Origin of the sequence: uncultured Microbacterium sp. (genome assembly GCF_964244775.1) — a bacterium.
Classification (GTDB): domain Bacteria; phylum Actinomycetota; class Actinomycetes; order Actinomycetales; family Microbacteriaceae; genus Microbacterium.
On record NZ_CAXTJR010000001.1, the window covers coordinates 707,617 to 731,660 of the forward strand.

A 24,044-nucleotide genomic window follows, 5' to 3' on the forward strand; every position below is an offset into this window, starting at 1 on the left:
GCATCCATCGACCGAGTGTCCCGTCGCCCGATACGGGTGATCTGAGCCAGTAGGCTCGAGAGTCGAGGGGCGGTGGCCAAGCTGGTTAAGGCAGCGGGCTCATAACCCGACGATCGTGGGTTCAAGTCCCACCCGCCCTACGAGAACTCTGCTCTTCAAACGGGCGGGCAATCTGGCTCGTGCGGTTCGTTCCGAGAAACGACCTCTGCTTTGCGGCGGAGGTCGTTTCGCGTTGCGTCACCGGCAAGGAGCGGCTCAACGGTTTGGCGAGAGCACCCGGTCCATCACCCGCGTCGGGAGGATGCGGTTGAGCGGGATGACCCAAGCGGCATCCATCCCGAGGGTGTAGCGGGGGCGAGGTCGTGCCGTCGTGGCCACCTTTGCGATCTTGATGGCCGCCTTCTCCGCGGAAAGGGCACGTGTGAGGAACGCCGTCTGTGACGCGACTGCTGATGAGATCAGGTCGCCGTAGAGCCGAGTGTGTTCGGGACTCATCTTCTCCGCGAGCTCGAGCGAGAGCGGTCCACTGCGGTCGGCCATGACGGTCTTCACGCCGCCGACCTGGACGACGACGACCTGTATCCCTTGTGCGGAGACCTCTCTTCGCAATGCGTCACTGGCTGCTTCGAAAGCGAATTTCGTCCCGGCATAGGCGCCGTAGTTGGGGAGTGCGACTTCGCCGCCGACGGAGCTGATATTGACGATCCGGCCACGGCTTTTCCTGAGGATGGGCAGGAGCGCTTGGATGACAGCGACGTGACCGAACAAGTTGACCTCGAATTGTGAACGCCATAGGTCGAGCGGCAGCACCTCGACGGGGAGGTTGACTTCGATGCCGGCGTTGTTTATCAGAGCGCGCAACGGGCGTTTCTCAGGGTCGGCGGCGATACGAGCAGCAAGGTCGTCGATGTGTTGCGAGATGGTGATGTCCAGCATTATCGGTTCGATGCCGCCGGCGCGGATCGCGTCGGCATCACGGGATGTGCGCACACCGGCGAGGACATGGAAGCCCATCGAGGCAAGCTGGCGCGCTGTCGCGGCACCGATACCGGTGGAGGCACCGGAGACGACTACCAGTTCATGCTCGGAGTGGTTCGCGGTCTCATGTGTCAGTGTCATATGAACAACTGTGCGGTGTTCATATGACATTGTCAATTAGAATTGCCTGTATGGGAACGCGCACTGAAGCCGCGGCAGAGACTCGGAGCGCCCTCGTGCGTGCCGCGTCCGAACTCATCGACGAGGGGGGGCCCGACGCGGTGACGCTTCGCGCCGTCGGCGCCCGTGCCGGGGTGTCCCGTGGCGCGCCGTACGGTCACTTCCAGAGCAAGGAGCACCTACTGACCCAACTCGCGATCAACGCCTGGAACGCATTGGCCGACGACGTAGACGCGTTGCGGGCTGATCCCGGCGCCAGCCCGAGCGTGCGACTCGAGCAAGCCCTCCTCACGCTCATCGAGCTCGGCCGCCGGCAACCGCATCGATACGCTCTGATGTTCAGCACACCAGTAGGCGACCCGGAAGCGGCGGCGGCGGCGAGCCGCCTGCAGGACGCGTTCCTCGCCATTGTCGCCGACCTGGTCGGCGAAGAAGACGTCCTGCGCTATGGAGCACTTCTCATGTCGAGCGCACACGGAATCGCGGGACTCGAGGTCAGCGGCCAGCTGGGCAAAGAGAAGTGGGGCGTGAGCGGAGAACAAGTGGTGCGGACGCTGGTCGACGCAATTCGATCCAATCTCCAAAACCCTGGCGATGCGAGTGAATGACCAGGTGTTCGCGCAGCGCACCTACCGCGCGATCACATCGCGGCGCCGATATACGAATACTTGACGAACACCTCCGGCGCGATGCCGGCTTCGTCGAGCACCCCCTGCACGGCGGTCAGCATGTACTTCGAGTCCCAGCCCATGTAGAGGAAGTGCTGGTCGTCGATCACGTCCCACTGGCCGCCCCACGCCTGCGCGGGGAAGATGGGTCCGCCGTGCCGCGCACTGAAGGAGACCACGGCGCCGCGCGAATCGGCCCAGAGCCGCTTGAAGATGCGGTTGAAAAGGTACCTGACGTCGTGCACCTCCCAGTGCTCGCCGCGATATTCGACGTACTCCCACTCGCGTTCCCACCCGGGCGGCCACCCCCGGCGCCGCTTGGCGTCGAGCACCGGCGTCAGGCCGTCGTCGTCGATCAGGATGGTCGCGGGGCGACGCCAGATCTCCAGCATCCGGCCGGTGAGTTCCGCGGTCCGCGCGGTGATCGCGGCAGTACCCCAGACGGATGCTGCGCCCGCGGTTCGCGTCAGCTCAATGCCGCTGCGGGCATATGCCTGGCGCTTCTCAGGGAACGACGCACCGAAGACCTGTTCCGCGAGGTGTTCCTCGAGCAGCGTCAGGTTGCCGAGCGAGGGGGCGAGCGCGCGATGGCTGTTCTGCTCGTCGTCGCTGAACTCGGCCCAGGTTCGCCTGCCGTCGCCGGTCCAGTCGTCGCCCGGTGCGAGCGGGAAGATGTACTCGACCTCGAGACCGGCGAGCGACTCGGCTCCCGCGAGCCTGCCGAGAACATACGACGCGTACGGCAGATCCCCGTATTTCAGCGCCACCCGCACCCGCTCGTCAGAGGGCATGATCCGCGAGATGGCGTGCGTGAGACTCTCCGGGCCCGCATCGCGGGCACGACAGAGCCGGGCCACCAGCAGATCGTTGCTGATCCCCACGATCGTGCGGCGCAGCAGAAGCGCCTGCACGTTCTCGAGCAACTCGACGGTGGCGGGGCGGTCGCTCGACCCGGCGAGGAAGTCGCCGTAGGCGCGCATGATGAGCGGATACATGCCGCGCCCGAACGTGTTGGCGTACGCGAGCTGACGCGAGACCTCGTCATCGATCGCCTCCTCCGGATGGAGGAGGACCCGATAGACCTCGGCGTAGGCGCGCCATTCACCCGCCCGTTCGCGCAGGCTCGCGATGTCCAGCCGCGGGAAGCGGTGACGGAACGCGTCGTAGACCCCGCGCTCACCTGCGACGGTGACCTCCCGCCCCGTGGTCATGATGAGGAAGTGGCGCCAGAAGCTGCCGATCTGCTCGCCGGTGGCACGCTCGATCGGCAGCCAGTAGTCCTCCTCGATCTCGCTCTGCTCGGCGTGCGACAGACCCATGAGGATGTAGTTGTGGATCAGCTCGTGATCCCGCAGCGGTTCACCCGTCGAATTCAGGCTCTCGAAGATCTGCTGCGCGTTCGCACCTGCTCCGAGGGTGATCGACACGTGCTCGAGTTTCTGGATGCCGCGCCAGATCGCCGCCGCCTCCTCTGGGGCGACCTGACTGCGGAAGAACGCGTAATTGTCGTCGAAGCGCGACTCGCGCTCAGCGTCGGCGGGGGCGCGGCGGTCGAGCACGACGCTCTCGAAGACGTCCGCCCACTCTGGATGCGGCCGCAGCTTCGTGCTACCCGGATCGGACCCGGAGACGAGCACCCGATGCAGCTGCTCCGCCAATTCGGGATCCGACCTGCCGATCGAGTGATGCAGGGCGGCGATCAGGAGCATGAGCGTCGTGATGCGCTGCTGTCCGTCGATCAGCACGAGCTCGGCGACGTCTGCGCTCGTGCTGCTCGTGGAGAGGATCGAACCGAGGAAGTGCATGTGGCGCTCATCTGCGTCGGCGACCGCCCGGATGTCGGCGAGGAGCTGTTCGCAGCCGCCGATGTCCCAGCGGTACTGGCGCTGGTACACGGGAACCATGATGGTGGTCTCGGCGGATGACAGCCACGCGATGGTATTCACCGCGACGGCATCCACGTTGGTCGCGCTTCCCATGGTCACTCACCCACCCTATGCGGGCGCCCGGGTATTCACGGCGGAGCCCCGGGGGGCGGATGAGCCCCCGATGTAGGCTTGCCTAAGTTGGGCCTGTTAAAACGTGCTGGCCCCTGACGAAAGGCTGATCCACCTCATGGGTTACATCAAGTCCGCCGCTCTCGAAGAGACCGGCTACGTCGTCCTCGATCGCTACAACCAGCAACTCGATCCCACAGAATGGCTCGACATCGAGTACAACGACTGGAAGTCGTCCGGTGACACGCGCTTCGCGCCGCTGGCCAGCGCCTTCGGAGAGATCGAGTGCAACGGATTCTGGAACCACAAGCCGCCGCGCACCGACAAGGACGGCGTCTGGATCGATTCGCAGACCGAGAAGGCGCCGAATCTGACGCGACGCGCCCAGGAGCCGGGCGCGAACGTCGGTCGCTGCCGCGTCATCGAGCTGCAGCCGACCCCGTACGGCGAGTGCCTCTACAACCTGCACCAGGATGACAACAACCGCCTGAACCCCGACGGCACCGGGTGGGTGGTGCGCGGCTTCTTCAACCTCACCGACGACACCGACAGCTACTTCGTGCTCCGCGAGAATCGCACCGACCCCCAGGGCGAGACGCGCATCGCGCTGCCCGCCGGGGCACAGCTCATCATCGACACCCAGCGCCTCTGGCACGCGGCGACGCACAACGGCACCGACCCGCGCTACTGCCTCATCACGTCGTGGACGTCGGGGCCCGAGCTCGACGCCTACATCGAGAAGTGCCACGGCGTGAACCGCGTCGAGAGTGTCGAGGTTTCACAGGACGTGCTGGACGCCGGCTACGCAGAACAGGCTCGGAGGGATGCTGCGCGCGCGGCGTACTACGCAGCCAAGGGGCAGGCCGAGGTGCTCGCCATGAGCGAGGCGTGATCGTCTGACCCGAGGAATGCACGAAGGCCGCGGTCGGTTGACCGCGGCCTTCGTGCGTTCGGCGGTTACTCGTATCGCAGCGACTCGACCGGATCGGCGCGCGCGGCACGAGCGGCGGGCAGGGTGCCGGCCAGGAAAGCGATCGCCATCACGATCAGGATGATCGTCGCGATCGACACCGGATCGAAGGCGACGAGTGTCAGGCCGGGAAGGTTCGCCAGCAGTGTCTTGGACAGTGCCGAACTGAGCGCCGTGCCGGCGATGATTCCGATCCCCGCCCCGATCGCGCTGCCCAAGAAGCCGATGAAGATCGCCTCCAGACTGAACAGGGTGAAGACGCGGCCGCTGCCCATTCCCATCGCCTTCATCAGACCGATCTCACGAGTGCGCTCCTGGACAGACATGAACAGGGTGTTCACGATGCCGAAGCTCGCCGCCAGGAGCGCGATGATCGCGAAAGCATTGAGGACGAGCACGATGCCGTCGATCACGGTCTTGAACGCACCGAGCTGATCGGCGACGGTGGTGCCCGTGTATCCGGCGTCGGCGAGACTGGTCTTCAGATCCGAGATCTGCTGCGTCGTGGCATCCGGGCTGAACCACACGCTCGCCTGCGCGAACCGATCCTGCTGATCCGCGGGGACGCCGATATTCTTCGCCGCGAAGAGCTCGTCGGTCAGCGCCTGGTTCGGGACGATGCTCGACCCCGTTCCGGCGAGACCCTGCTCGGCGACGCCCACGACGGTGGCCTCGATGAGGTGCTGCGCGCGCTGGGCGTCCGTCACCGCGATCTTCACGGTGCTCCCGACCGCAGCATCCGCGTCGGCGAAACCCAGCGGCTCGACGAGAGCCTCGGGCAACGCGAGCTGGAGGGTGCTCGAAGCATTGTCGGGCTCCGCTCCCGCTGACAGACTCACCGTCTGGCCCGCGACCAGAGATCCGACGCTCACGATGTACCGAGTGCCGTCGTCGTACTGGATGTACTCGGCCGATACCGCCTTGGTCGCCTGGACGCGCTCGACGCCGTCGATGCCCGAGAGGGTATCGAGATCTGCCGGGGTCATCGCGACGACGGTAGACCCGGGAGGGCCGGGCTGTGTGCTTGCTATCGCGTCGGGGTCGTACTCGGTGGGGCCGCTTGCTGCGACGCCGCTCGATACCGACGCCTTCGCGACGGTCATCACGTCGGACGCCCCGATCGAGGTGACGGTGTCGTCGATGTAGCGGTTGATCCCGGTACCCAGCCCGCTGGTGACGGTGAGGGTGAACGCGCCGACGAAGATGGCGAGGATCGTGAGGATGGTGCGGGTCTTCGACCGGAAGGTGTTGCCGACGGCGGAAGAGATCAGATCGAGAGTTCTCATGCGGCCACCGCCTCGTTCGAGATGATCAACCCATCGCGGATATGCACGCGCCGGTCGCAGCGAGCGGCGAGATCTTCGTCGTGGGTGACGATGATCAGCGTGATGCCGTGCTCGCGGTTCAGGTCGAAGAGGATGTCTTCGACCACGGCGCCTGTGGCCGAGTCGAGGTTTCCGGTGGGTTCGTCCGCGAAGATGACCCGCGGGTTGTTGACCAGCGCCCTCGCGATGACGGTGCGCTGTTTCTGTCCGCCCGAGAGATTGAGCGCCTTGCTGCGCGCCTTGTCGGCGAGTTCGAGCTGCTCGAGTGCTGCCAGAGCGCGCTGCCTGCGCTGACTACGGCCGACGCCGGCGATCTTCATGGGGAGCACGACGTTCTCGAGCACCGAGGTGTTCGCGGTGAGGAAGAACTGCTGGAAGACGAACCCGAACGTCTTGTTGCGGGTGCGGTTGAGGGCGCGGCCGCGCAGCGAATGCGTGTCGACGCCTTCGAGGGCGATCGTGCCGCTGGTGGGCTGATCCAGCAGAGCGAGCAAGTGCATCAGCGTGGACTTGCCGGAGCCGCTCTTGCCGATGATCGCCACGCTTTCGCCCTGATGGATGTCGAGGCTCACCCCCCGGAGGGCATCGAACCTGTTCGAGCCGCGGCCGTACGATTTGCGCACGTCCGTGACCGTGAGAAGCGGGGCAGTCATGTGAACTCCTTGATTCGGGATGCTTCCAGCCTCGTCATCCGCTCTCAGACGCGCATCGTCCCGTCGTCGTCATCTGCGTACCGCGTCCGTGGTATCTCCGATGCCGCATTCAGGTGACGACGCCGCCGTCCGGTCGCGGCAGACTGGGTCAATGACCTCGGCCGGCGCGCGCGCACTCGCCTCTGTGCCGCCACGCGCGCCGTCGTGGGTCAAGCCGTGGATGGGCGACATCCTCGCTGCGGCGCTCATCATCCTCACCGCATCGGCTCCGCTCTTCATTCCGCGGATGCACGCCGCCGTCACGCCGCTGGTCGTCGTCGTCTCGCTCGTTCCCGCCGCGCTGCTGCCCTTGCGCCGGAGGTGGCCGGTGCCGGTGCTCGCCGCCTGCGCCGGATGCTTCGGCATCGCCACGCTGAGCGGCGCCGAAGCGATCGCACCGACTCTTGCGACGGCGATCGCTCTCTTCGGCGTCGCCAATCGTTCGCCGCGCCGAAAGACGATCCTCATCGCGCTGATCACGATTGCCGCGATGACCGGACTCAGCCTGCTCACCGCGATCGACGGCGTCTTCGATCCGAGCGTGTTCCCGGCCGCCGTGACACTCGCCTTCGCCGCCGCCAGTGGCGACGCCACTCGCTCGCGGCGCGAATACATCGTCGCCGTGCAGGAGCGCGCGCTCCGCGCGGAAGAGACCCACGAGGCCGAAGCACAGCGGCGGATCACCCTCGAACGACTGCGGATCGCGCGCGATCTGCACGACGCGGTCGCGCATCAGATCGCGGTGATCAGCCTCAACGCCGGTGTCGCGTCATCGTCGCTGGATGCCCGGCCCGACAAGACGCGCGAGGCGCTTGCGACCATCAGGGAAGCCTCGCGAGCGGTGCTGGCGGAGATCGGTGAACTGCTCGCGATGCTCCGCATCGATGAATCGGATGCTTCCACCACCACCGCCGCTGCGCCGCCGCAGCCGGGTCTGGGCGAGCTCGACGACATGCTGAGGCAGTTTCGTGAGGGGGGCCTCGAGATCACGCTGAGGGTGGAGGGCGACGGCGATCCTCTGCCGCAGGCGACCGACCGGGTCGCCTATCGGGTCATCCAGGAGGCATTGACGAACGCACTCAAGCACGGCGACGATCATCGGGCGAACGTGCTGATCTCTCGCGCCCCCGACACGCTCCGCATCGTCGTGACCAATCCGGTCATCGCCTTCGATACCACCTCGGGGACGGCGGGCGCCGCCCGGAGCGGCCACGGGCTGATCGGTCTGCGTGAGCGCGTGGGCTCGGTGCGCGGTACGGTCGAGACCGGCATGAGCGTGGGCGGGTATCGCGTGGACGCGTCGCTGCCGCTCGGCCGGGAGAACGCATCGTGATCGCCGTCGTCGTGGTCGATGACCAATCGCTCATCCGCACCGCGGTGCGTGACATCCTCGACGCCGAGCGCGACATCACCGTGGTCGGAGAGGCTCGCAACGGCTCCGAGGCCGTGGTGCTGGCAGCATCCCTCCGGCCCGATGTCGTAGTGATGGACATCCGGATGCCGGAGCTCGACGGAATCGCGGCGACCGCGCTGATCTGCGCGGACGTCGATCTCGCCATGACCCGAGTGCTGATCCTGACGACGTTCGAAGAGGACGAGTATCTCGTGGCGGCGTTGCGCGCCGGGGCGAGCGGATTCATCGGGAAGGGCGCCGAGCCCGATGAGATCGCCCGGGCGGTACGCGCGGTGCACGCGGGTGAGGCACTGCTCTCGCCGACGGCCACGCGAACCCTGATCACCCGGTACGTGCTCCCAGGAGGCACGGCGGGGCCGGCGGCGTCTGCGGCATTCGCACACTTGACCGAGCGCGAGCGAGAAGTGCTGCTGCTGGTGGCCCGCGGTCTGTCCAATACCGAGATCGCCGACCAGCTCGTCATCTCGCCGCACACCGCGAAGACCCATGTGAACCGGGTGATGACAAAGCTGCACGCGCACGATCGCGCGCAACTGGTGATCCTCGCGTACGAGAACGGCCTGCTCGCACCCGGAGCGTGAGTGCCCCCTCGGCACCGCGGGGTCGCGCCGGACACGCCGCGGAATCACACGCTTGTGATTCCGGGCGCCTCTGAGCGATAATTGCCACAGCAAACCGAATACACGCCGCACATTCCGGTTCAGGTCGTTGGGGAAGACGCACCTGATGAACGGAGAGATGATGGCGACACCACAGGCGCGTGGAGTGATCTACATTCACTCCGCGCCACGGGCATTGTGCCCCCACCTCGAGTGGGCCGTCGGTCGTACTCTCGGCCGACCGGTCAACTTCGACTGGATCGACCAGCCGGTGATGGCCGGGAGCCGACGGACCGAGTTCTACTGGGAAGGCCCCGCTGGCACGGGCGCCTCGCTCGCAACTGCGATCCGCGGATGGGAGCACCTCCGCTTCGAAGTGACGGAGGATCCGTCTGCGCGCAGCGACGGAGGGCGCTGGCTGCACACGCCCGGCCTCGGCATCCACTATGCCCAGACGGATGCTGCAGGCAACGTCGTCATCGGCGAGGACCGCCTGCGTTACGCGATCGAGGTGGCCGCGGGTGACGCATTCGAGTTGCAGCGCGAGCTGAACATCGCACTCGGGGCGTCGTGGGACGAAGAGCTCGAGCCCTTCCGGCACGCCGGCGACGACGCCTCCGTCGTCTGGCTGCACAAAGTGGGCTGACCGCCCGCTGGGTGCCTCCGACCGCTCAGACCGACGCGAACGCCGCCACGGCGTTGTGACCGCCGAATCCGAACGAGTTGCTGATCGCGAGCTGCTCGTCGGTGCCCAGTGGCACCGGCTCGGCGGAGATCCGGAGGGGGATCTCCGGGTCTTGCGTGGTCAGGTTGATCGTCGGGGGAGCGAGGCGATTCTGAATCGCGAGAACCGTGAAGATCGCCTCCAGCGCACCCGTCCCGCCCAGCAGATGGCCCGTGGAGCCCTTCGTGGCCGAGACCGGCAGATCGTGCAGCCGATCGCCGAACACGCTCAGCAGGGCCTTGTACTCCGCGATGTCGCCCGTCGGCGTCGAGGTCGCGTGCGCGTTGATGTGGGTGACGTCCTGGACACCCGCACCGGCCGACTCCAGCGCGAGTCGCACGGCGCGAGAGGCGCCGAGGCCCTCGGGCTCCGGTGCGGTGATGTGGTACGAATCGGCGGTGACGCCGCCGCCGACCACGACGGCGTAGATCCGGGCGCCGCGGGCGCGGGCGTGGTCTTCGCGCTCGAGCACGAGCGCGGCGGCTCCTTCGCCCATGACGAAACCGTCGCGGTCCACGCTGTAGGGGCGCGAGGCGTGCTCGGGGTCGTCATTGCGTTTGGAGAGCGCCTGCATCGAAGAGAACGCGGCGACGGTGATCGGGTGGATCGCCGACTCGGCGCCTCCCGCGATCACGACGTCCGCGAGCCCATCGCGGATGTGCGCCATCGCGTTCACGACCGATTCCGTGCTGGATGCGCAGGCCGATGCGACGGTGCGGGCGTACGCCCTTGCGCCCAGGTGCATCGAGATCGCGGCAGCGGCGGCGTTGGGCATCAGCATCGGGACGGTCATCGGCATGACTCGCCGCGGACCCTTCTCCTTCAGCGTGTCCCACGCGTCCAGCAGCGTCCACAGTCCGCCGATGCCGGTCGCGAAATCGACGCCGAGCCGTTCGGGCTCCACATCGGGGCTGCCGGCATCCGCCCACGCCTCGCGAGCCGCGACCAGCGCGAACTGCGAAGACGGGTCGAGGCGCTTCGCTTCGGGGCGTTCCAGCACGGTGTCCGGCCGTACGACCGCCTGCGCGGCGAAGGTCACGGGCAGCTGGAACTCTTCCACCCAGTCGTAGTCGAGGGTGTGTGCGCCGGAGGCGCCGCTGAGCAGGGCCGCCCAGGTCTCGGGTGCGGTCCCGCCGATCGGGCTGGATGCGCCGATGCCGGTGACGACGATGCGTGGGGTACTCATGTGTGGATCCTCAGGTGGGGTCCGGTGGGGACTGTGCGTCCCCACCGGGCGGACTACGCCTGGTTCGACGTGATGAAGGTGACGGCGTCGCCGACGGTCTTGAGGTTCTTGACCTCGTCGTCGGGGATCGTCACGCCGAACTTCTCCTCGGCGTTGACGACGATCGTCATCATCGAGATGGAGTCGATGTCGAGGTCGTCGGTGAACGACTTCTCGAGGGCGACCTCGTCGGCCGAGATCCCCGTCTCGTCGGTGATGAGCTCGGCAAGTCCTGCCAGCACCTCGTCGTTGGTGAATGCCATGGTGTCTCCTGTTCTTCGGGGGTCGCGGGCCCGGGCGGGGCCGAGAGTCAGTCTATGGTTCGCGGGGTTCCGGTCACGGGAGCACGACGACCTGTGCACCGAAGACGAGGCCGGCGCCGAAGCCGATCTGCAGTGCGAGCCCGCCGCTGAGCTCGGGGTGCTCTTCCAGCAGGCGGTGCGTCGCCAGGGGGATCGAGGCAGCCGACGTGTTGCCGGTGGTCTCGATGTCGCGCCCGATCACGACGGTCTCGGGGAGTCCGAGCTGCTTGGCGAACTCGTCGATGATGCGCATGTTGGCCTGGTGCGGCACGAACGCAGCGAGATCGGATGCTTGCACGCCCGCGGCCTCGAGAGCCTGACGTGCGACCTTCACCATCTCCCAGACCGCCCAGCGGAAAACCGTGGGCCCCTCCTGTCGCAGGGTCGGCCACGGAACCTCTCCGTCGCGGAACTGCGTGAGGGTTCCGTTCATGCCGACCGCGTCGGCCTTGGAGCCGTCCGAGCCCCAGATGGTCGGTCCGATCCCGGGCGTGTCGCTCGGGCCGATCACGACGGCGCCTGCGCCGTCTCCGAGTAGGAACGAGATGCTGCGGTCTGTGGGGTCGACGATATCGCTGAGCTTCTCCGTGCCGATGACCAGGGCATAGTGCGCCGACCCGGCTCGGATCAGTGCATCGGCCTGCGCCACGCCGTAGGCGAACCCGGCGCACGCGGCATTGAGGTCGTAGGCGGCGGCGGGATTCGACCCCACGCGGTCCGCGACGATCGCCGAGACCGACGGCGACTGCTTCGGGTTGCTGATCGTCGCGACGATGACGGCGTCGATCTGATCGGCGGGTACGCCTGAGCGGGCGATCGCCTCGGTCGCAGCATCCGTCGCCATATCGATGGCATCCGTGTCGTGCAGCGCGCGAGTGCGCGTCACGATGCCCGTGCGCTGCCGGATCCACTCGTCGCTGGAGTCGATCGGACCGATCAGATCGTCGTTGGGAACGACGACCTCACCGCGCGCGGCGCCGTAGGAGTAGATGCGGGTGTAGTCCGGGCCGGTGGTCTGGCGGAGGATCATGCGGGGTCTCCCTGAAGCAGGGCCGAGGCCGCTGCGAGATCGTCGGGTGTCTTCACCGCGACTGAGGGCGTGCCGCGCAGCGCGCGCTTGGCCAATCCCACGAGCGTACCCGCGGGGGCGAGCTCGATGATGCCTGTCACGCCTGCGTCGGCGAACGACGACATCGACAGATCCCAGCGCACCGGCGAGGCCACCTGCTCGACGAGCGACTCGCGGAATGCCGCGCCCGACTCCACGCGCGCACCGTCTCGATTCGACCACACCGCCACGCGGGGGTCGGCGACCGCGACGTCTGCCGCAGCGGCGCGCAGCGCGTCGACGGCGGGGGCCATGTAACGCGTGTGGAATGCGCCCGCGACCTGCAGCGCGATGACACGGGTGCCCTTCGGCGGATCGGCCGCGAGAGCCTGCAGCGCATCCAGCGAACCCGCGGCGACGAGCTGCCCGCCCCCGTTGTAGTTCGCGGGAGTGAGGTCGAGTTGCCGGAGACGGGCGACGACGGACGCCTCGTCTCCGCCGATCACGGCACTCATCCCGGTGGCCTCGGCGGCGGCCGCCTGCGCCATCGCCCGCCCCCGGATGCCGACCAGACGCAGCGCGTCTTCTTCGGAGAGGATGCCGGACGCCGCCGCCGCCGCGAATTCGCCCACGGAGTGACCGGCGACACCATCGATCCGGTCTCTGTCGGAAAGTGCGTTCCAGGAGAGGATGCTGGCCGCCACGATGAGCGGCTGCGCCACCGCAGTGTCGCGGATGGCATCGGCGTCCCACGTCGTGCCCGCGGCGATCAGGTCGACGCCTGACCATTCGGAGAAGGCCTCGACCCGCGCGCGAGCGCCGGGTCGTTCCAACCACGGGGCGAGGAAGCCGGGGGTCTGGGATCCCTGTCCGGGGAAGACGGCGATGATCACCATTTCATCCTGCCAATGATGCGAGGGGCGGTTATGGCGATCTTGTCACAAGAATGTCCCAGACCTTTGTCTGGGCCGCACAGACGCGAGGGGGGCATCACGCATTCCCGCGACGTGCGGCGGGCGGTCGCCGACGCGTGTCCGATCCGATCGAGCCGAGGATGAGGGCGGTCTGCAGAATGAGTGCCTCACGCGGTCCGGTGGCATCCCACCCGATGACATCCGATACGCGTTTCAGGCGATAGCGGACGGTGTTGGGGTGCACGAACAGCTCACGGGCGGTCGCCTCGAGCGACCGGCCGTTGTCGAGGTAGCTCCACAAGGTCGTGACGAGATCAGCGCTGTGGGCCTGCAGAGGCCGGAAGATCCGCTCGACGATCGTCTGCTTCGCGAGCGGATCGCCCGCGAGGGCGCGTTCGGGGAGCAGGTCGTCGGCCTCGACCGGTCGCGGCGCGCCCCGCCAGGCTCGGGCGACGGCGAAGCCCGCGAGAGCGGCGCGCGCGCTCTGCCCGGCGTCGACGAGCGCGGGCACAGCCGGCCCCAGCACGAGATAGCCGGTGCCGAATCCCGGCTCGAGCCTGCGCGCGATTTCGGGGAAGGCGAGTTCGGGCTCACCCTCGTCGCGACCGGGCAGTTCGGCTCTGCCGATGACGAGCACGAGCCTGGACCCCTGGACGCCGATCAGCACGTCCACGCCGAGCTTGCGCGCAGTGCGCCGCAGTTGGTCCACGTCGAACAGCGGGGGAGTCGTGCCGACCAGGACCGACACCTCACCGTGGCCGTGCCAGCCGAGCGCCGCGATACGACTCGGGAGCTCCTCATCGGCCTCTCCGGTCAGGATCGAGTCGACGACCAGCGCTTCGAGCCGAGCATCCCAGAGTCCGCGTGCTTCCGCGGCGCGGGCGTACACGTCGGCGGCTGCGAAAGCGACCTCACGGGAGTACAGCAGGATGGCTTCGCGCAGGTGCTCGCCCTTGCCGTGCAGGCGCTCCTCGGTGACCTCGACGGTGACCCGGATCAGCTGCAGTGTCTGCGTGAGGCTCACGCTGCGCAGCAGCTCGCGAGGTGCCGCGAGGAACACGTCCGCCGCGATCCACGGTGTGGAGTCGGGGTCGTCGTACCACTGGATGAACGACGTGATGCCGGCCTGCGCGACCAGCCCGACGGCCGATCGCCGCGCGGGGGGCATCTCGGCGTACCAAGGGAGCGAGTCCTCGAGCCGCTTCGTGGTGGCCGTCGCGAGATCGCCCGAGATGCGCCGCAGCCACGCGAGCGTCTCCGGCTTGTCCATCGTCGCCGGGCCGTCCGTCACGTGGGCGATCAGCTCTCGCCGCCCGCGTTGCCGCTGGTCCCGGCCGTCACGTCGTGCAGACGGTAGCGGTCGATCGCCTGGGCAGCGAGGCTGCGATCCACCGCACCCTCGGACGCGAGCGCCTGCAGGGTGCGCACGACCAGCGAGGGTCCGTCGATCTTGAAGAATCGACGGGCCGCGGGCCGCGTGTCCGAGAACCCGAAGCCGTCGGCGCCGAGCGACCAGAAGTTGTTCGGCACCCACTGGCGGATCTGGTCCTGCACGGCGTGCATGTAGTCGCTCACCGCGACGACCGGGCCCGGCACGTCCCGGAGCTTCTCGGTGAGATACGCGGTGCGGGGCTCTTCGTGCGGGTACAGGAAATTGTGCTCGTCGGCGGCGAGTCCGTCGCGACGCAGCTCGGTCCACGAAGTGACCGACCAGACGTCGGCCTGGACACCCCAGTCGTCGCGAAGCAGCTGCTGCGCCTCCAGCGCCCACGGCACGCCCACGCCCGATGCGAACAGCTGTGCGCGCGGCCCGTCGCCCTCGGCGACGGAGATGCGGTGGATGCCGCGCACGATGCCGTCGACATCCACGTTCTCAGGCTCTTTCGGCTGCACGTACGGCTCGTTGTACACCGTCAGGTAGTACATGACGTTCGGGTCGGTGTGCTCGCCGCCGTACATCCGCTCGATGCCGGAGCGCACGATGTGCGCGATCTCGTACCCGCACGCGGGGTCGTACGACACCGTCGCGGGGTTCGTCGAGGCCAGGAGGTGCGAGTGACCGTCGGCGTGCTGGAGGCCCTCGCCCGTCAGCGTCGTGCGGCCGGCGGTCGCGCCGATGATGAAGCCGCGCGCCATCTGGTCGCCCGCTGCCCACTGCGCGTCACCGGTGCGCTGGAATCCGAACATCGAGTAGAAGACATACACGGGGATGAGCGGCTCGCCGTGGGTCGAATACGACGTGCCCACACCGGTGAAGGCCGCGAGGGCTCCCGCCTCGTTGATACCCACATGCACGATCTGGCCCTGCGGGCTCTCCTTGTACGCGAGCAGCAGCTCGCGGTCGACGGAGGTGTAGTGCTGCCCGTTCGGGTTGTAGATCTTGGCCGTCGGGAAGAACGCGTCCATGCCGAACGTGCGGGCCTCGTCGGGGATGATCGGCACGATGCGGTGACCGAAGTCTTTCGCCCGCAGCAGGTCTTTCAGAAGTCGTACGAACGCCATCGTGGTGGCGATCTCCTGGGTGCCCGAGCCCTTCTTCGGCAGCGCGTACGCGGCGTCGTCAGGCAGGGTGAGAGGCACGTGGGTCGCCGTGCGCGCCGGCAGGAATCCGCCGAGCGCCTGACGGCGCTCGAGCAGGTACTGGATCGTCTCGTCCTGCGGTCCGGGGTTGTAGTACGGCGGCTGATACGGATTCTCTTCGAGCTGAGCATCCGTGATGGGGATGTGCATCGAGTCGCGGAACTGCTTCAGGTCTTCGAGCGTCATCTTCTTCATCTGATGGGTCGCGTTACGACCCTCGAAGTGGGGGCCGAGGCCGTAGCCCTTGATCGTCTTGGCGATGATGACCGTCGGCTGGCCCTTGTGCTCGGTGGCGGCCTTGTACGCCGCGTACACCTTGCGGTAGTCGTGCCCACCGCGCTTGAGGCTCCAGATCTGGTCGTCGGTGTAGTCCTTGACGAGGGCCAGCGCGCGCTCGTCGCGACCGAAGAAGTTGTTGCGCACGTAGGCGCCGTTCTCGGTCTTGAAGGTCTGGTAGTCGCCGTCCGGCGTCACGTTCATGAGGTTGCGCAGCGCTCCGTCCGCGTCGCGGGCGAGCAGATCGTCCCACTCGCGCCCCCACACGACCTTGATCACGTTCCATCCGGCGCCACGGAAGAAGCTCTCCAGCTCCTGGATGATCTTCCCGTTGCCGCGGACGGGGCCGTCGAGGCGCTGCAGGTTGGCGTTGATGACGAAGGTCAGGTTGTCCAGGCCCTCGTTCGCTGCGACCTGGAGCTGGCCGCGGCTTTCGACCTCGTCCATCTCACCGTCGCCGAGGAACGCCCACACGTGCGAGTCGGCGACGTCTTTGATGCCCCGGTTCGCGAGGTACTTATTGGTCATCGCCTGGTAGATCGCGTTGATCGGCCCGAGACCCATCGACACGGTCGGGAACTGCCAGAACTCCGGCATCAGGCGCGGGTGGGGATAGGACGGGATGCCGTTGGGCGACGCCGACTTCTCCTGGCGGAAGCCGTCGAGCTGGGCCTCGGTGAGACGGCCTTCGAGGAAAGCGCGGGCGTAGGTGCCGGGCGACGCGTGGCCCTGCACGAAGATCTGGTCGCCGCCGGACGGGTGGTCGGCGCCGCGGAAGAAGTGGTTGAACCCGACTTCGTAGAGCGCGGCCGACGACGCGTAGGTGGAGATGTGGCCACCCACACCGATGCCGGGGCGCTGCGCGCGGTGCACGGTGATGGCCGCGTTCCACCGGATCCAGGCGCGGTAGCGGCGCTCGATCTCTTCGTCGCCGGGGAATTCGGGCTCGTTCTCGGGAGAGATCGTGTTGAGGTAGTCGGTGGTCGGCACCATGGGCACGCCCAGGTGGAGATCGTGAGAGGTCTTCAGCAGACTCAGCATCACCTCGCGCCCACGACCGTGGCCCTTCGCTGCGACCAGCTGCTGCAGGGATTCCTGCCACTCGCTCGTCTCTTCTGGATCGCTGTCGAGGGAGCCCTGGGAGTACGGATCCTGATCGTGGACAGTCACGGGAGACCTTTCGTCGTCTGGCAGATCGTGCCAGGAATTCACAATCGTCTGCGTGCGGGCATTGTTCGCCGCGCACAAAGCACCGTGTCTCAGCCTAGCGAGTCGGATGCACCGGAGACTCTCGTCGGAGGCCATGCAAAACCACTATCGGCGTCACCCTCCGTAGACTGGGGGCGAGGGGCCTGTAGCTCAGTTGGTAGAGCGCCACGTTTACACCGTGGATGTCGTCGGTTCGAGCCCGGCCGGGCCCACGTGAACGCCAGCCCCGCAGACCAGCGCCGCCTGCTCGACCTCGCCGAGCTCGACGCACGCATCAGCCAGTCCGACCACGCCCGCAAGAATCCGCCGCAGGCCACCCGGGTCCATGATCTGATGGCGCTCCGGCTGGAGCTCTCGCAAGAGCTCTCACGCCGCCTCGGCGCGCGCGACGATCTGCGCACCGAACTCGCTCGGATCGAATCCGACGTCGCCGTCGTCGACGCCCGAGCCGTGCGCGACGCGGGTCGACTCGCGACCTCGAGCAATATGAAGGAAGCGCAGGGGCTCGAGAGCGAGATCGCGTCGCTCGCACGTCGCAAGAGCGACCTCGAGGATGCCGAGCTCGACGTGATGGATCGACTCGAGCAGGCCGATGCCACCGTGGCCGAGCAGGAGGCGCTGATCGCCGAGACCAACGCGGAGGGCGCGCTCCTGAGCGCCGAGGCCAAGCGGGTCATCGCCGAAGCGACCGCGGCGTACGACGCGGCATCCCGTGATCGTGCCGCGATCGCCGCCACGGTTCCTGCTGACCTCGTCGCGCTGTACGACAAGGCCGCCATCCGCAGTTCCGGGGCGGCGCTGCTTCGACGCGGAACGTGCGAGGGATGCCGGATGGTGCTGGCCGGCACCGATATGCAGGCCATCCGCGGTGCGGCGGAAGACGCCGTGGTCATGTGTCCGGAATGCGGCACGATCCTCGTCCGCACCGAGGAGTCTGGTCTGGTCGGCTCCGCGAGGCCGGACGCGTGAGTCGACGGCTGATCGTCGAGGCCGACGGCGGCTCGCGGGGCAATCCGGGCACCGCCGCGGGCGGCGCCGTCGTCATCGATCCGGACTCCGGTGCGGTGCTCAGCGAACTCGGCGTCTACGTGGGAATCGCGACGAACAACGTCGCCGAATACCGCGGCATGATCGCGGGGCTCGAGGCGGCGTTCGCACGCGACGCCGAGGCATCCGTGCATGTGCGGATGGACTCGAAGCTCGTCGTCGAGCAGATGACGGGGCGCTGGAAGGTGAAGCATCCCGCCATGAAGGTGCTGGCCGCGACGGCGGGCACACTGATCGCCGGCCGCGATGTCACGTTCGAATGGATTCCACGCCTGTCCAACAGCAGAGCGGATGCTGCGGCCAACGAATCGATGGATACGCATGCGAGCTTCCGCCGGGACCTCGACGATGGACTCGGCTGAGCCCATCGCGTGGATCGTGCTCGGTCGCGCCGGCGATCGCGTCGACGCGGTCCTCATCGGCGCGGAGGGCGGCGAGATCGAGCGCGTCGCACTGAGCGCCGCCGACCTGTCGTCACGGGTCGGCGACTGGGAGGACAGAGCCGCGCCACGGTGGGTGTGGCACGACACCCCGTCGTGGTACGCCGCGCTGCTCGGCGACGGGGTGCGCGTCGCCCGCTGCCACGACCTGCGTCTGTCGCACGCGATCATCCGTGATTCCGCGTCCGTCGGCGACGCGGCCGCGCTGCGCGCGGCGGTCGAATGGGACGGCGGATCGGTCGAACCTGCGACGCCGGATGCAGCGCAGGTGCTCTTCTCACTCGACGAGGCCACCCCGCCTGCCGGTCCACCGGATGGGATCGACGCGGCGTTGCGCGAATTCGCGCGTCAGCGGTCGGCCATCGCCTCCAGCGACGACCCGGCCCGACTCCGGCTTCTCGTAGCTGCGGAGTCGGCCGGTGCCCTCATCGCGGTCGAGATGCGCGCGGCGGGACTGCCTTGGGATGCTGCGGCCCACGACCGTCTCCTGACCGACGAACTCGGACCACGTCCTGCCCCGGGCGCTGCGCCGCTCCGGATGCAGGAGGTGGCGGCGATCGTCCGCGACGCGCTCGGTGATCCCGCGGCGAACCTCGATTCGCAGCCGAAGCTACTGAGATCGCTGCACCGCGTCGGGATCCCCGTCGAATCGACGAGCAAATGGGCCCTCGCCGAATACGAGCATCCCGTGATCGCACCCCTTCTGGAGTACCGGCGGCTGGCGCGGCTGTACACGGCCAACGGCTGGGCATGGCTGGACGAGTGGGTGAAGGAGGACAGGTTCCGCCCGGTGTACGTGCCGGGCGGGGTCGTCACGGGCCGGTGGGCATCGTCCGGCGGGGGAGCCCTGCAGCTGCCGCGCCAGCTGCGCGCAGCGGTGCGGGCCGATCCGGGCTGGAAACTCGTGGTCGCCGACGTCGCGCAACTCGAACCCCGGGTCTTGGCCGCGATGGCCAGTGACACCGCCCTGGCGGGCGCAGCGCGCGGCCGCGACCTGTATGCCGGGATCGTCGACAGCGGCGTGGTCGCCGCTCGCGCCGAGGCGAAGATCGCGCTACTCGGGGCCATGTACGGCGCGACGACGGGCGACAGTGCGCGACTGCTGCCGCGGCTGCGGTCCGCCTACCCGCGAGCGATGGCGCTCGTCGACGAAGCCGCACGCGTCGGTGACGAGGGCGGCGTCGTCTCGACGTGGCTGGGTCGTTCATCGCCGCCACCGTCGGCGACCTGGCACGAGGTGCAGGCTCGAGCGGGCGACGTCGATTCCTCGAGCGGCGATGAGGCCCGAGCGCGCCGGTGGGCACGCGATCGGGGGCGATTCACCCGCAACTTCGTCGTACAGGGCACCGCGGCGGAGTGGGCGCTGGCCTGGCTCGCCGATCTGCGCGGTCGCCTCGCGGCGATGCCGTCGGTAGGCGACGGAGATGCCACCGCGAGGTCCGGTCCGGTGTTCGACCGGCGGCCGCATCTCGCGCTGTTCCTGCACGACGAGGTCATCGTGCACGTCCCCGAAGCGGTCGCCCCCGCCGTCGCCGATGCGGTCCGCGCCGCCGCGGCAGGGGCAGCACGATTGCTGTTCGGCGCCTTCCCGATCGACTTCCCGCTGGATGTCCGTATCTCCGACACCGCGGAGAAGAGCTAGCGCGCTGTCGCCCGAAGGCGACGGAGGAGGGTGGGGCGCCGAGGCGACCCACCCTCCTCCGATTGGCCTCAGGCGCGTGCGCGCCGGCGTGCGAGCAGCAGGACGATTCCGGCAAGCACGATACCGCCGCCGGCGATGCCCAGCGGCAGAACCATGGCGCTCATGCCGGTCGCCGGAAGCGATCCGGTCGTCGCCGGGATGGCGCCGGCGGGATCCGTGAGGCATGCCGCCGTCGACGGCGGATACGCGAGCGGAACGGTGAGCTGCGGGTTGACGCGGATCTCGGCCGTGATAGCACCCCTCGTCCAGGCGAAGTTGCCCGACGTCTGCACCCACTGGCCGTTCTCGAACGACCAGCCGGGCCAGCCGTTTCCGCGACCGTCGGCGCCGACGGTCGCTCCGGGCCACAGGACTCGTCCTTCGAGGTGGTCGGCCTGCAGCTCGCCGAGCGGGATCTGCGTGCTGTTGGCTCCATCCGTCATGAAGAGCACCGCGGTGTCGCCCGTCGTGACGTTCGCAGGATCCGTGAGCGTGACCGAGTACTCGATCCACGGTGTATCCGCCTCGCACGCCGCCATCGCCGTCGAACCCGCAAGGGTCGGAGTGGTGGGAGGCTGCGGCGGATAGCCGTCGTCCGCTGCGTGGGCAACGGACGGAACGGCCAATACTGCCAGAAGTGAAATCCCCAGAATTGCAAAAAATTTACGCATGATAAGTGCTGCCTCCCCAGGCATGCCGCTATCTCCCCAGAAGACAGGTCGGCAATCCCCAGAGTAGCCCATGCCCGCGAATCCGCGCCTGGGAAACTCCCTGACTCGTGCTATCGCGCAGAAAGCGGCGTAAACCGCCTGCGCAGCCCGCGACGATAGACTCGGCGACGCGAATGGGTCGGCTGGACGGTCGCGTCGCTCGCGGTTCGCCGCAGCGCCGAGGAACGTCCGGGCTCCACAGGGCAGGGCGGTGGGTAACACCCACCCGGAGTGATCCGCGAGACAGTGCCACAGAAAACAGACCGCCGCACGGTCCCTGAGTGTGTCGAGGGGTCGTGCGGTAAGGGTGAAACGGCGGTGTAAGAGACCACCGGGGTCGCCGTGAGGCGACCCGCAAGGTAAACCTCGCCCGGAGCAAGGCCATACAGGGGATGTTGACGCGGCTCGCCGAGTCCTCGGGTAGGCCGCTGGAGCGGCACGGCAACGTGTCGCCGAGAGAGATGACCGTCCACGGGGCTCACGCCCCCGGACAGAACCCGGCGTACAGGCCGGCCCATTCGCACTCTCAGCCGACGGCGCTGTCCGGCTTCGGCTCGAGCGGCGTCTCGGCCCGGGCGACGTCGGGCGCATCGGTGACGAGCGCCAGTGCTGCCGCGCCGATGATTCCGGCGTTGTTACGGTGCACGGCGGGTACGATGGGCGCGCGCAGATCCAGCAGGCTCAAGAACTTGTCCGCGTGCTTCGAGACGCCCCCGCCGACCACGAACAGGTCGGGACTGAAGAGGAACTCGATGTACGAGTAATACCACTGCAGTCTCTCTGCCCACTCCTCCCAGGTCAGCTCGTCACGCTCCATCGCCGAGTACGCGGCGAATGCCTCGGCGTCCTTGCCGTGCTTGGCGCGCTGCACGTGGCCGAGTTCGGAGTTGGGCACGAGCACGCCGTCATAGATGAGCGCGGACCCGATTCCGGTTCCGAGCGTCGTCAGGATCGTGAGACCCGCCTGACCCTTCGCCGCGCCGAATCGCACTTCGGCGATACCCGCGACATCCGCGTCGTTGGCGAAGTGGATGTCGCGGCCCAATCCATCCTCGAAGAACTTCTCGGCTTCGAACCCGATCCACTTGGGCGACACGTTTGCCGCAGAGAGCGTGCGACCGTTCTTGACGATCGCGGGGAAGGCGACTCCGAGCGGCACGTCGGGGTCGGTCACACCGAGAGTCCCGAGCACCTCTTTCACAGCGGCGAGCACGTCCGGCGGCTCGGCCCCCTCGGGAGTGGAGACCTTGATGCGGTCGCTGAGCAGCACCCCGCGCTCCAGATCGACGAGCCCCGCCTTGATTCCCGTTCCGCCGATGTCGACGCCGACCGCAGTCTTGGATGCCATGCGTTCAGCCTAGCCAGGACAAGGGGGCCGATCAGTAGGATCAGAACTGCGGATCCTGACGGGTGCGGGCTACGAAGGAGTCATCGTGTCGAGCGACACCGGAAGTTACAACACCGAGAAGTACTGGTACAACCTGACCACCGGCGAGGTCGAGAAGGGCTTCGAGTCGCCGGCGATCGATCGTGCCGGCCCGTTCGACACGCGCGAAGAGGCCGCCGCAGCGCCGCAGCTCTTCCGCGAGCGTTCACGCGCGTGGGCCGAGGACGAAGCCCGCGAAGACGGCTGAGATCGATCGTCGTCGGGGCCGATCGTCGTCGGACTGCTCCGACGCCGACCAGTAGGCTGAATTCCGGCGATGCCGGCCACCCGAGAGGATGCGATGGACAAGCAGCGTGACTTCGTTCTGCGGACGATCGAGGAGCGGGGCGTCAAGTTCGTCCGGCTGTGGTTCACAGACGTCGTGGGAACGCTGAAGTCGGTCGCCATCGCACCGGCCGAGGTGGAGGGCGCGTTCACCGAGGGGCTCGGGTTCGACGGGTCGGCCATCGAGGGGCTCACCCGCTCGTACGAGTCCGACCTGCTGGCCCACCCTGACCCGACCACGTTCCAGATCCTGCCGTGGCGCGGCGAGGTCGATCCCACCGCGCGCATGTTCTGCGACATCTCCACGCCGGACGGCCAACCCGCGGTCGCCGACCCGCGTCATGTCCTCAAGCGGACGCTCGCGAAGGCCGCCGACGCAGGGTTCACGTTCTACACGCACCCCGAGATCGAGTTCTACCTGCTCAAGTCGTCGGCATTCGGCGCCGACGGCCCCGAGCCGGTCGACTCCGCGGGCTACTTCGACAACGTCCCCGGCGGCACGGCGCACGACTTCCGTCGACGCTCGGTGCGGATGCTGGAAGACCTGGGCATCTCCGTCGAGTACAGCCACCACGAGGGCGGACCGGGTCAGAACGAGATCGACCTGCGCTACGCCGACGCCCTGGCCACGGCCGACAACATCATGACGTTCCGCACCGTGATCAAAGAAGTCGCGATCGAGCAGGGCGTGTACGCCACCTTCATGCCGAAGCCGCTCAGCGGCAAGCCCGGCAGCGGCATGCACACCCACATGTCGCTGTTCGAAGGCGATGTCAACGCGTTCTACGAAGAGGGCGCGCAGTATCAGCTCTCGAAGGTCGGGCGGCAGTTCATCGCCGGGCTCCTGCGGCACGCGAACGAGATCGCCGCGGTCACCAACCAGTTCGTCAACTCGTACAAGCGGCTGTGGGGCGGCGACGAGGCCCCGAGCTTCATCTGCTGGGGCCACAACAACCGTTCCGCGCTGGTGCGCGTGCCGCTGTACAAGCCGAACAAGGGCCAGTCCTCGCGCGTCGAGTACCGCGCGCTCGACTCGGCCGCCAACCCGTACCTCGCCTACGCCCTCATGCTCGCGGCCGGTCTCAAAGGCATCGAGGAAGGCTATGAGCTTCCCGCCGAAGCCGAAGACAACGTGTGGTCGCTCACCGACGCGGAACGCCGCGCGCTGGGCTATGCGCCGCTGCCTGCGAGCCTCGACCACGCCCTGGAGTACATGCAGGAGTCTGAGCTGGTCGCCGAGACCCTGGGCGAGCAGGTCTTCAACTACGTGCTGCTGAACAAGCGCCAGGAGTGGCAGGAGTACCGCTCCCAGGTCACGCCCTTCGAGCTGAAGAGCAACCTCGAGATGCTCTGA

At 67.7% G+C, this 24,044-nt stretch carries 22 protein-coding genes, 2 tRNA genes and 1 other RNA gene; 13 read left to right on the forward strand and 12 right to left on the reverse strand.

Annotated features, from left to right (window positions below; translation table 11 throughout):
• Positions 1-66 precede the first annotated feature (66 nt).
• Positions 67-140: transfer RNA gene (locus ACFE6Z_RS03395), tRNA-Ile, on the forward strand.
• Positions 141-255: 115 nt separating this feature from the next.
• Here ACFE6Z_RS03395 and ACFE6Z_RS03400 read toward each other — a convergent pair.
• A complete protein-coding gene (locus tag ACFE6Z_RS03400; protein WP_375384265.1) occupies positions 256-1,149 on the reverse strand; it encodes an SDR family NAD(P)-dependent oxidoreductase in 894 nt (297 codons plus the stop codon).
• A 20-nt stretch (positions 1,150-1,169) separates the two neighbouring features.
• Here ACFE6Z_RS03400 and ACFE6Z_RS03405 point away from each other — a divergent pair, with 20 nt between their 5' ends.
• Complete coding sequence (locus ACFE6Z_RS03405) at positions 1,170-1,766, forward strand: TetR/AcrR family transcriptional regulator (RefSeq protein WP_375384266.1); 597 nt, start codon at positions 1,170-1,172, stop codon at positions 1,764-1,766.
• A gap of 32 nt (positions 1,767-1,798) precedes the next feature.
• Here the strand turns inward: ACFE6Z_RS03405 and ACFE6Z_RS03410 are convergent, their stop codons facing one another.
• On the reverse strand, positions 1,799-3,805 hold the full coding sequence (locus tag ACFE6Z_RS03410; protein WP_375384647.1) for a DUF262 domain-containing protein: 2,007 nt from the start codon (positions 3,803-3,805) through the stop codon (positions 1,799-1,801).
• Between the two features lie 136 nt (positions 3,806-3,941).
• Between ACFE6Z_RS03410 and ACFE6Z_RS03415 the strand changes: the two genes are divergently transcribed.
• Positions 3,942-4,715 (forward strand): hypothetical protein, encoded by a 774-nt coding sequence (locus ACFE6Z_RS03415; RefSeq protein WP_375384267.1) that lies wholly within the window; start codon positions 3,942-3,944, stop codon positions 4,713-4,715.
• A 65-nt stretch (positions 4,716-4,780) separates the two neighbouring features.
• On the opposite strand, the gene ACFE6Z_RS03420 is transcribed toward ACFE6Z_RS03415, so the two are convergent.
• The gene (locus ACFE6Z_RS03420) at positions 4,781-6,079 is read right to left on the reverse strand and encodes an ABC transporter permease (RefSeq protein ID WP_375384268.1); all 1,299 of its coding nucleotides are present in this window, start codon (positions 6,077-6,079) and stop codon (positions 4,781-4,783) included.
• Entirely contained in the window at positions 6,076-6,771 is a 696-nt protein-coding gene (locus ACFE6Z_RS03425; RefSeq protein WP_375384269.1) for an ABC transporter ATP-binding protein, read from the reverse strand. The genes ACFE6Z_RS03420 and ACFE6Z_RS03425 overlap by 4 nt, the downstream gene beginning before the upstream one ends.
• A 151-nt stretch (positions 6,772-6,922) precedes the next feature.
• On the opposite strand from ACFE6Z_RS03425, the gene ACFE6Z_RS03430 reads away from it, so the two are divergent.
• The 3 genes from ACFE6Z_RS03430 (at position 6,923) to ACFE6Z_RS03440 (ending at position 9,469) form a co-directional block, all read left to right on the forward strand.
• Positions 6,923-8,143, forward strand: a complete 1,221-nt coding sequence (locus tag ACFE6Z_RS03430) for a sensor histidine kinase (protein ID WP_375384270.1) — start codon at positions 6,923-6,925, stop codon at positions 8,141-8,143.
• The gene (locus ACFE6Z_RS03435) at positions 8,140-8,805 is read left to right on the forward strand and encodes a response regulator (RefSeq protein ID WP_375384271.1); all 666 of its coding nucleotides are present in this window, start codon (positions 8,140-8,142) and stop codon (positions 8,803-8,805) included. The genes ACFE6Z_RS03430 and ACFE6Z_RS03435 overlap by 4 nt, the downstream gene beginning before the upstream one ends.
• A 160-nt stretch (positions 8,806-8,965) precedes the next feature.
• A complete protein-coding gene (locus tag ACFE6Z_RS03440; RefSeq protein ID WP_375384648.1) occupies positions 8,966-9,469 on the forward strand; it encodes a DUF3145 domain-containing protein in 504 nt (167 codons plus the stop codon).
• Between the two features lie 25 nt (positions 9,470-9,494).
• Here the strand turns inward: ACFE6Z_RS03440 and ACFE6Z_RS03445 are convergent, their stop codons facing one another.
• From ACFE6Z_RS03445 to aceE, 6 genes are all read right to left on the reverse strand, one after another.
• Complete coding sequence (locus ACFE6Z_RS03445; RefSeq protein ID WP_375384272.1) at positions 9,495-10,733, reverse strand: beta-ketoacyl-[acyl-carrier-protein] synthase family protein; 1,239 nt, start codon at positions 10,731-10,733, stop codon at positions 9,495-9,497.
• A 53-nt stretch (positions 10,734-10,786) separates the two neighbouring features.
• Positions 10,787-11,035, reverse strand: coding sequence for an acyl carrier protein (locus tag ACFE6Z_RS03450; protein WP_013586517.1), 249 nt, complete (start codon positions 11,033-11,035; stop codon positions 10,787-10,789).
• A gap of 73 nt (positions 11,036-11,108) precedes the next feature.
• Complete coding sequence (locus tag ACFE6Z_RS03455; RefSeq protein ID WP_375384273.1) at positions 11,109-12,104, reverse strand: beta-ketoacyl-ACP synthase III; 996 nt, start codon at positions 12,102-12,104, stop codon at positions 11,109-11,111.
• Positions 12,101-13,015: an ACP S-malonyltransferase gene (locus ACFE6Z_RS03460; protein ID WP_375384274.1), complete on the reverse strand. Its 915-nt coding sequence runs from the start codon at positions 13,013-13,015 to the stop codon at positions 12,101-12,103. Before ACFE6Z_RS03460 ends, ACFE6Z_RS03455 begins: the two co-directional genes overlap by 4 nt.
• 97 nt (positions 13,016-13,112) lie before the next feature.
• Positions 13,113-14,306, reverse strand: coding sequence for a PucR family transcriptional regulator (locus ACFE6Z_RS03465; protein ID WP_375384649.1), 1,194 nt, complete (start codon positions 14,304-14,306; stop codon positions 13,113-13,115).
• Between the two features lie 29 nt (positions 14,307-14,335).
• Positions 14,336-17,062, reverse strand: a complete 2,727-nt coding sequence (aceE, locus tag ACFE6Z_RS03470) for a pyruvate dehydrogenase (acetyl-transferring), homodimeric type (protein WP_375384275.1) — start codon at positions 17,060-17,062, stop codon at positions 14,336-14,338.
• A gap of 178 nt (positions 17,063-17,240) precedes the next feature.
• Between aceE and ACFE6Z_RS03475 the strand changes: the two genes are divergently transcribed.
• The 4 genes from ACFE6Z_RS03475 (at position 17,241) to ACFE6Z_RS03490 (ending at position 20,230) form a co-directional block, all read left to right on the forward strand.
• Positions 17,241-17,313, forward strand: a tRNA-Val gene (locus ACFE6Z_RS03475).
• A 1-nt stretch (position 17,314) separates the two neighbouring features.
• A complete protein-coding gene (locus tag ACFE6Z_RS03480; RefSeq protein WP_375384276.1) occupies positions 17,315-18,070 on the forward strand; it encodes a zinc ribbon domain-containing protein in 756 nt (251 codons plus the stop codon).
• Positions 18,067-18,510 (forward strand): reverse transcriptase-like protein, encoded by a 444-nt coding sequence (locus tag ACFE6Z_RS03485; protein WP_375384277.1) that lies wholly within the window; start codon positions 18,067-18,069, stop codon positions 18,508-18,510. The genes ACFE6Z_RS03480 and ACFE6Z_RS03485 overlap by 4 nt, the downstream gene beginning before the upstream one ends.
• Positions 18,470-20,230 (forward strand): bifunctional 3'-5' exonuclease/DNA polymerase, encoded by a 1,761-nt coding sequence (locus ACFE6Z_RS03490; RefSeq protein ID WP_375384278.1) that lies wholly within the window; start codon positions 18,470-18,472, stop codon positions 20,228-20,230. The genes ACFE6Z_RS03485 and ACFE6Z_RS03490 overlap by 41 nt, the downstream gene beginning before the upstream one ends.
• A gap of 68 nt (positions 20,231-20,298) precedes the next feature.
• On the opposite strand, the gene ACFE6Z_RS03495 is transcribed toward ACFE6Z_RS03490, so the two are convergent.
• Positions 20,299-20,895, reverse strand: a complete 597-nt coding sequence (locus ACFE6Z_RS03495) for an LPXTG cell wall anchor domain-containing protein (RefSeq protein ID WP_375384279.1) — start codon at positions 20,893-20,895, stop codon at positions 20,299-20,301.
• Between the two features lie 219 nt (positions 20,896-21,114).
• On the opposite strand from ACFE6Z_RS03495, the gene rnpB reads away from it, so the two are divergent.
• An RNA gene (gene rnpB, locus ACFE6Z_RS03500) (RNase P RNA component class A) lies at positions 21,115-21,500 on the forward strand.
• Positions 21,501-21,505: 5 nt separating this feature from the next.
• Here rnpB and ppgK read toward each other — a convergent pair.
• Positions 21,506-22,327 (reverse strand): polyphosphate--glucose phosphotransferase, encoded by an 822-nt coding sequence (ppgK, locus tag ACFE6Z_RS03505; RefSeq protein WP_375384280.1) that lies wholly within the window; start codon positions 22,325-22,327, stop codon positions 21,506-21,508.
• An 85-nt stretch (positions 22,328-22,412) separates the two neighbouring features.
• On the opposite strand from ppgK, the gene ACFE6Z_RS03510 reads away from it, so the two are divergent.
• The gene (locus tag ACFE6Z_RS03510) at positions 22,413-22,613 is read left to right on the forward strand and encodes an SPOR domain-containing protein (RefSeq protein ID WP_375384281.1); all 201 of its coding nucleotides are present in this window, start codon (positions 22,413-22,415) and stop codon (positions 22,611-22,613) included.
• A gap of 93 nt (positions 22,614-22,706) precedes the next feature.
• Positions 22,707-24,044, forward strand: coding sequence for a type I glutamate--ammonia ligase (glnA, locus tag ACFE6Z_RS03515; RefSeq protein WP_375384650.1), 1,338 nt, complete (start codon positions 22,707-22,709; stop codon positions 24,042-24,044).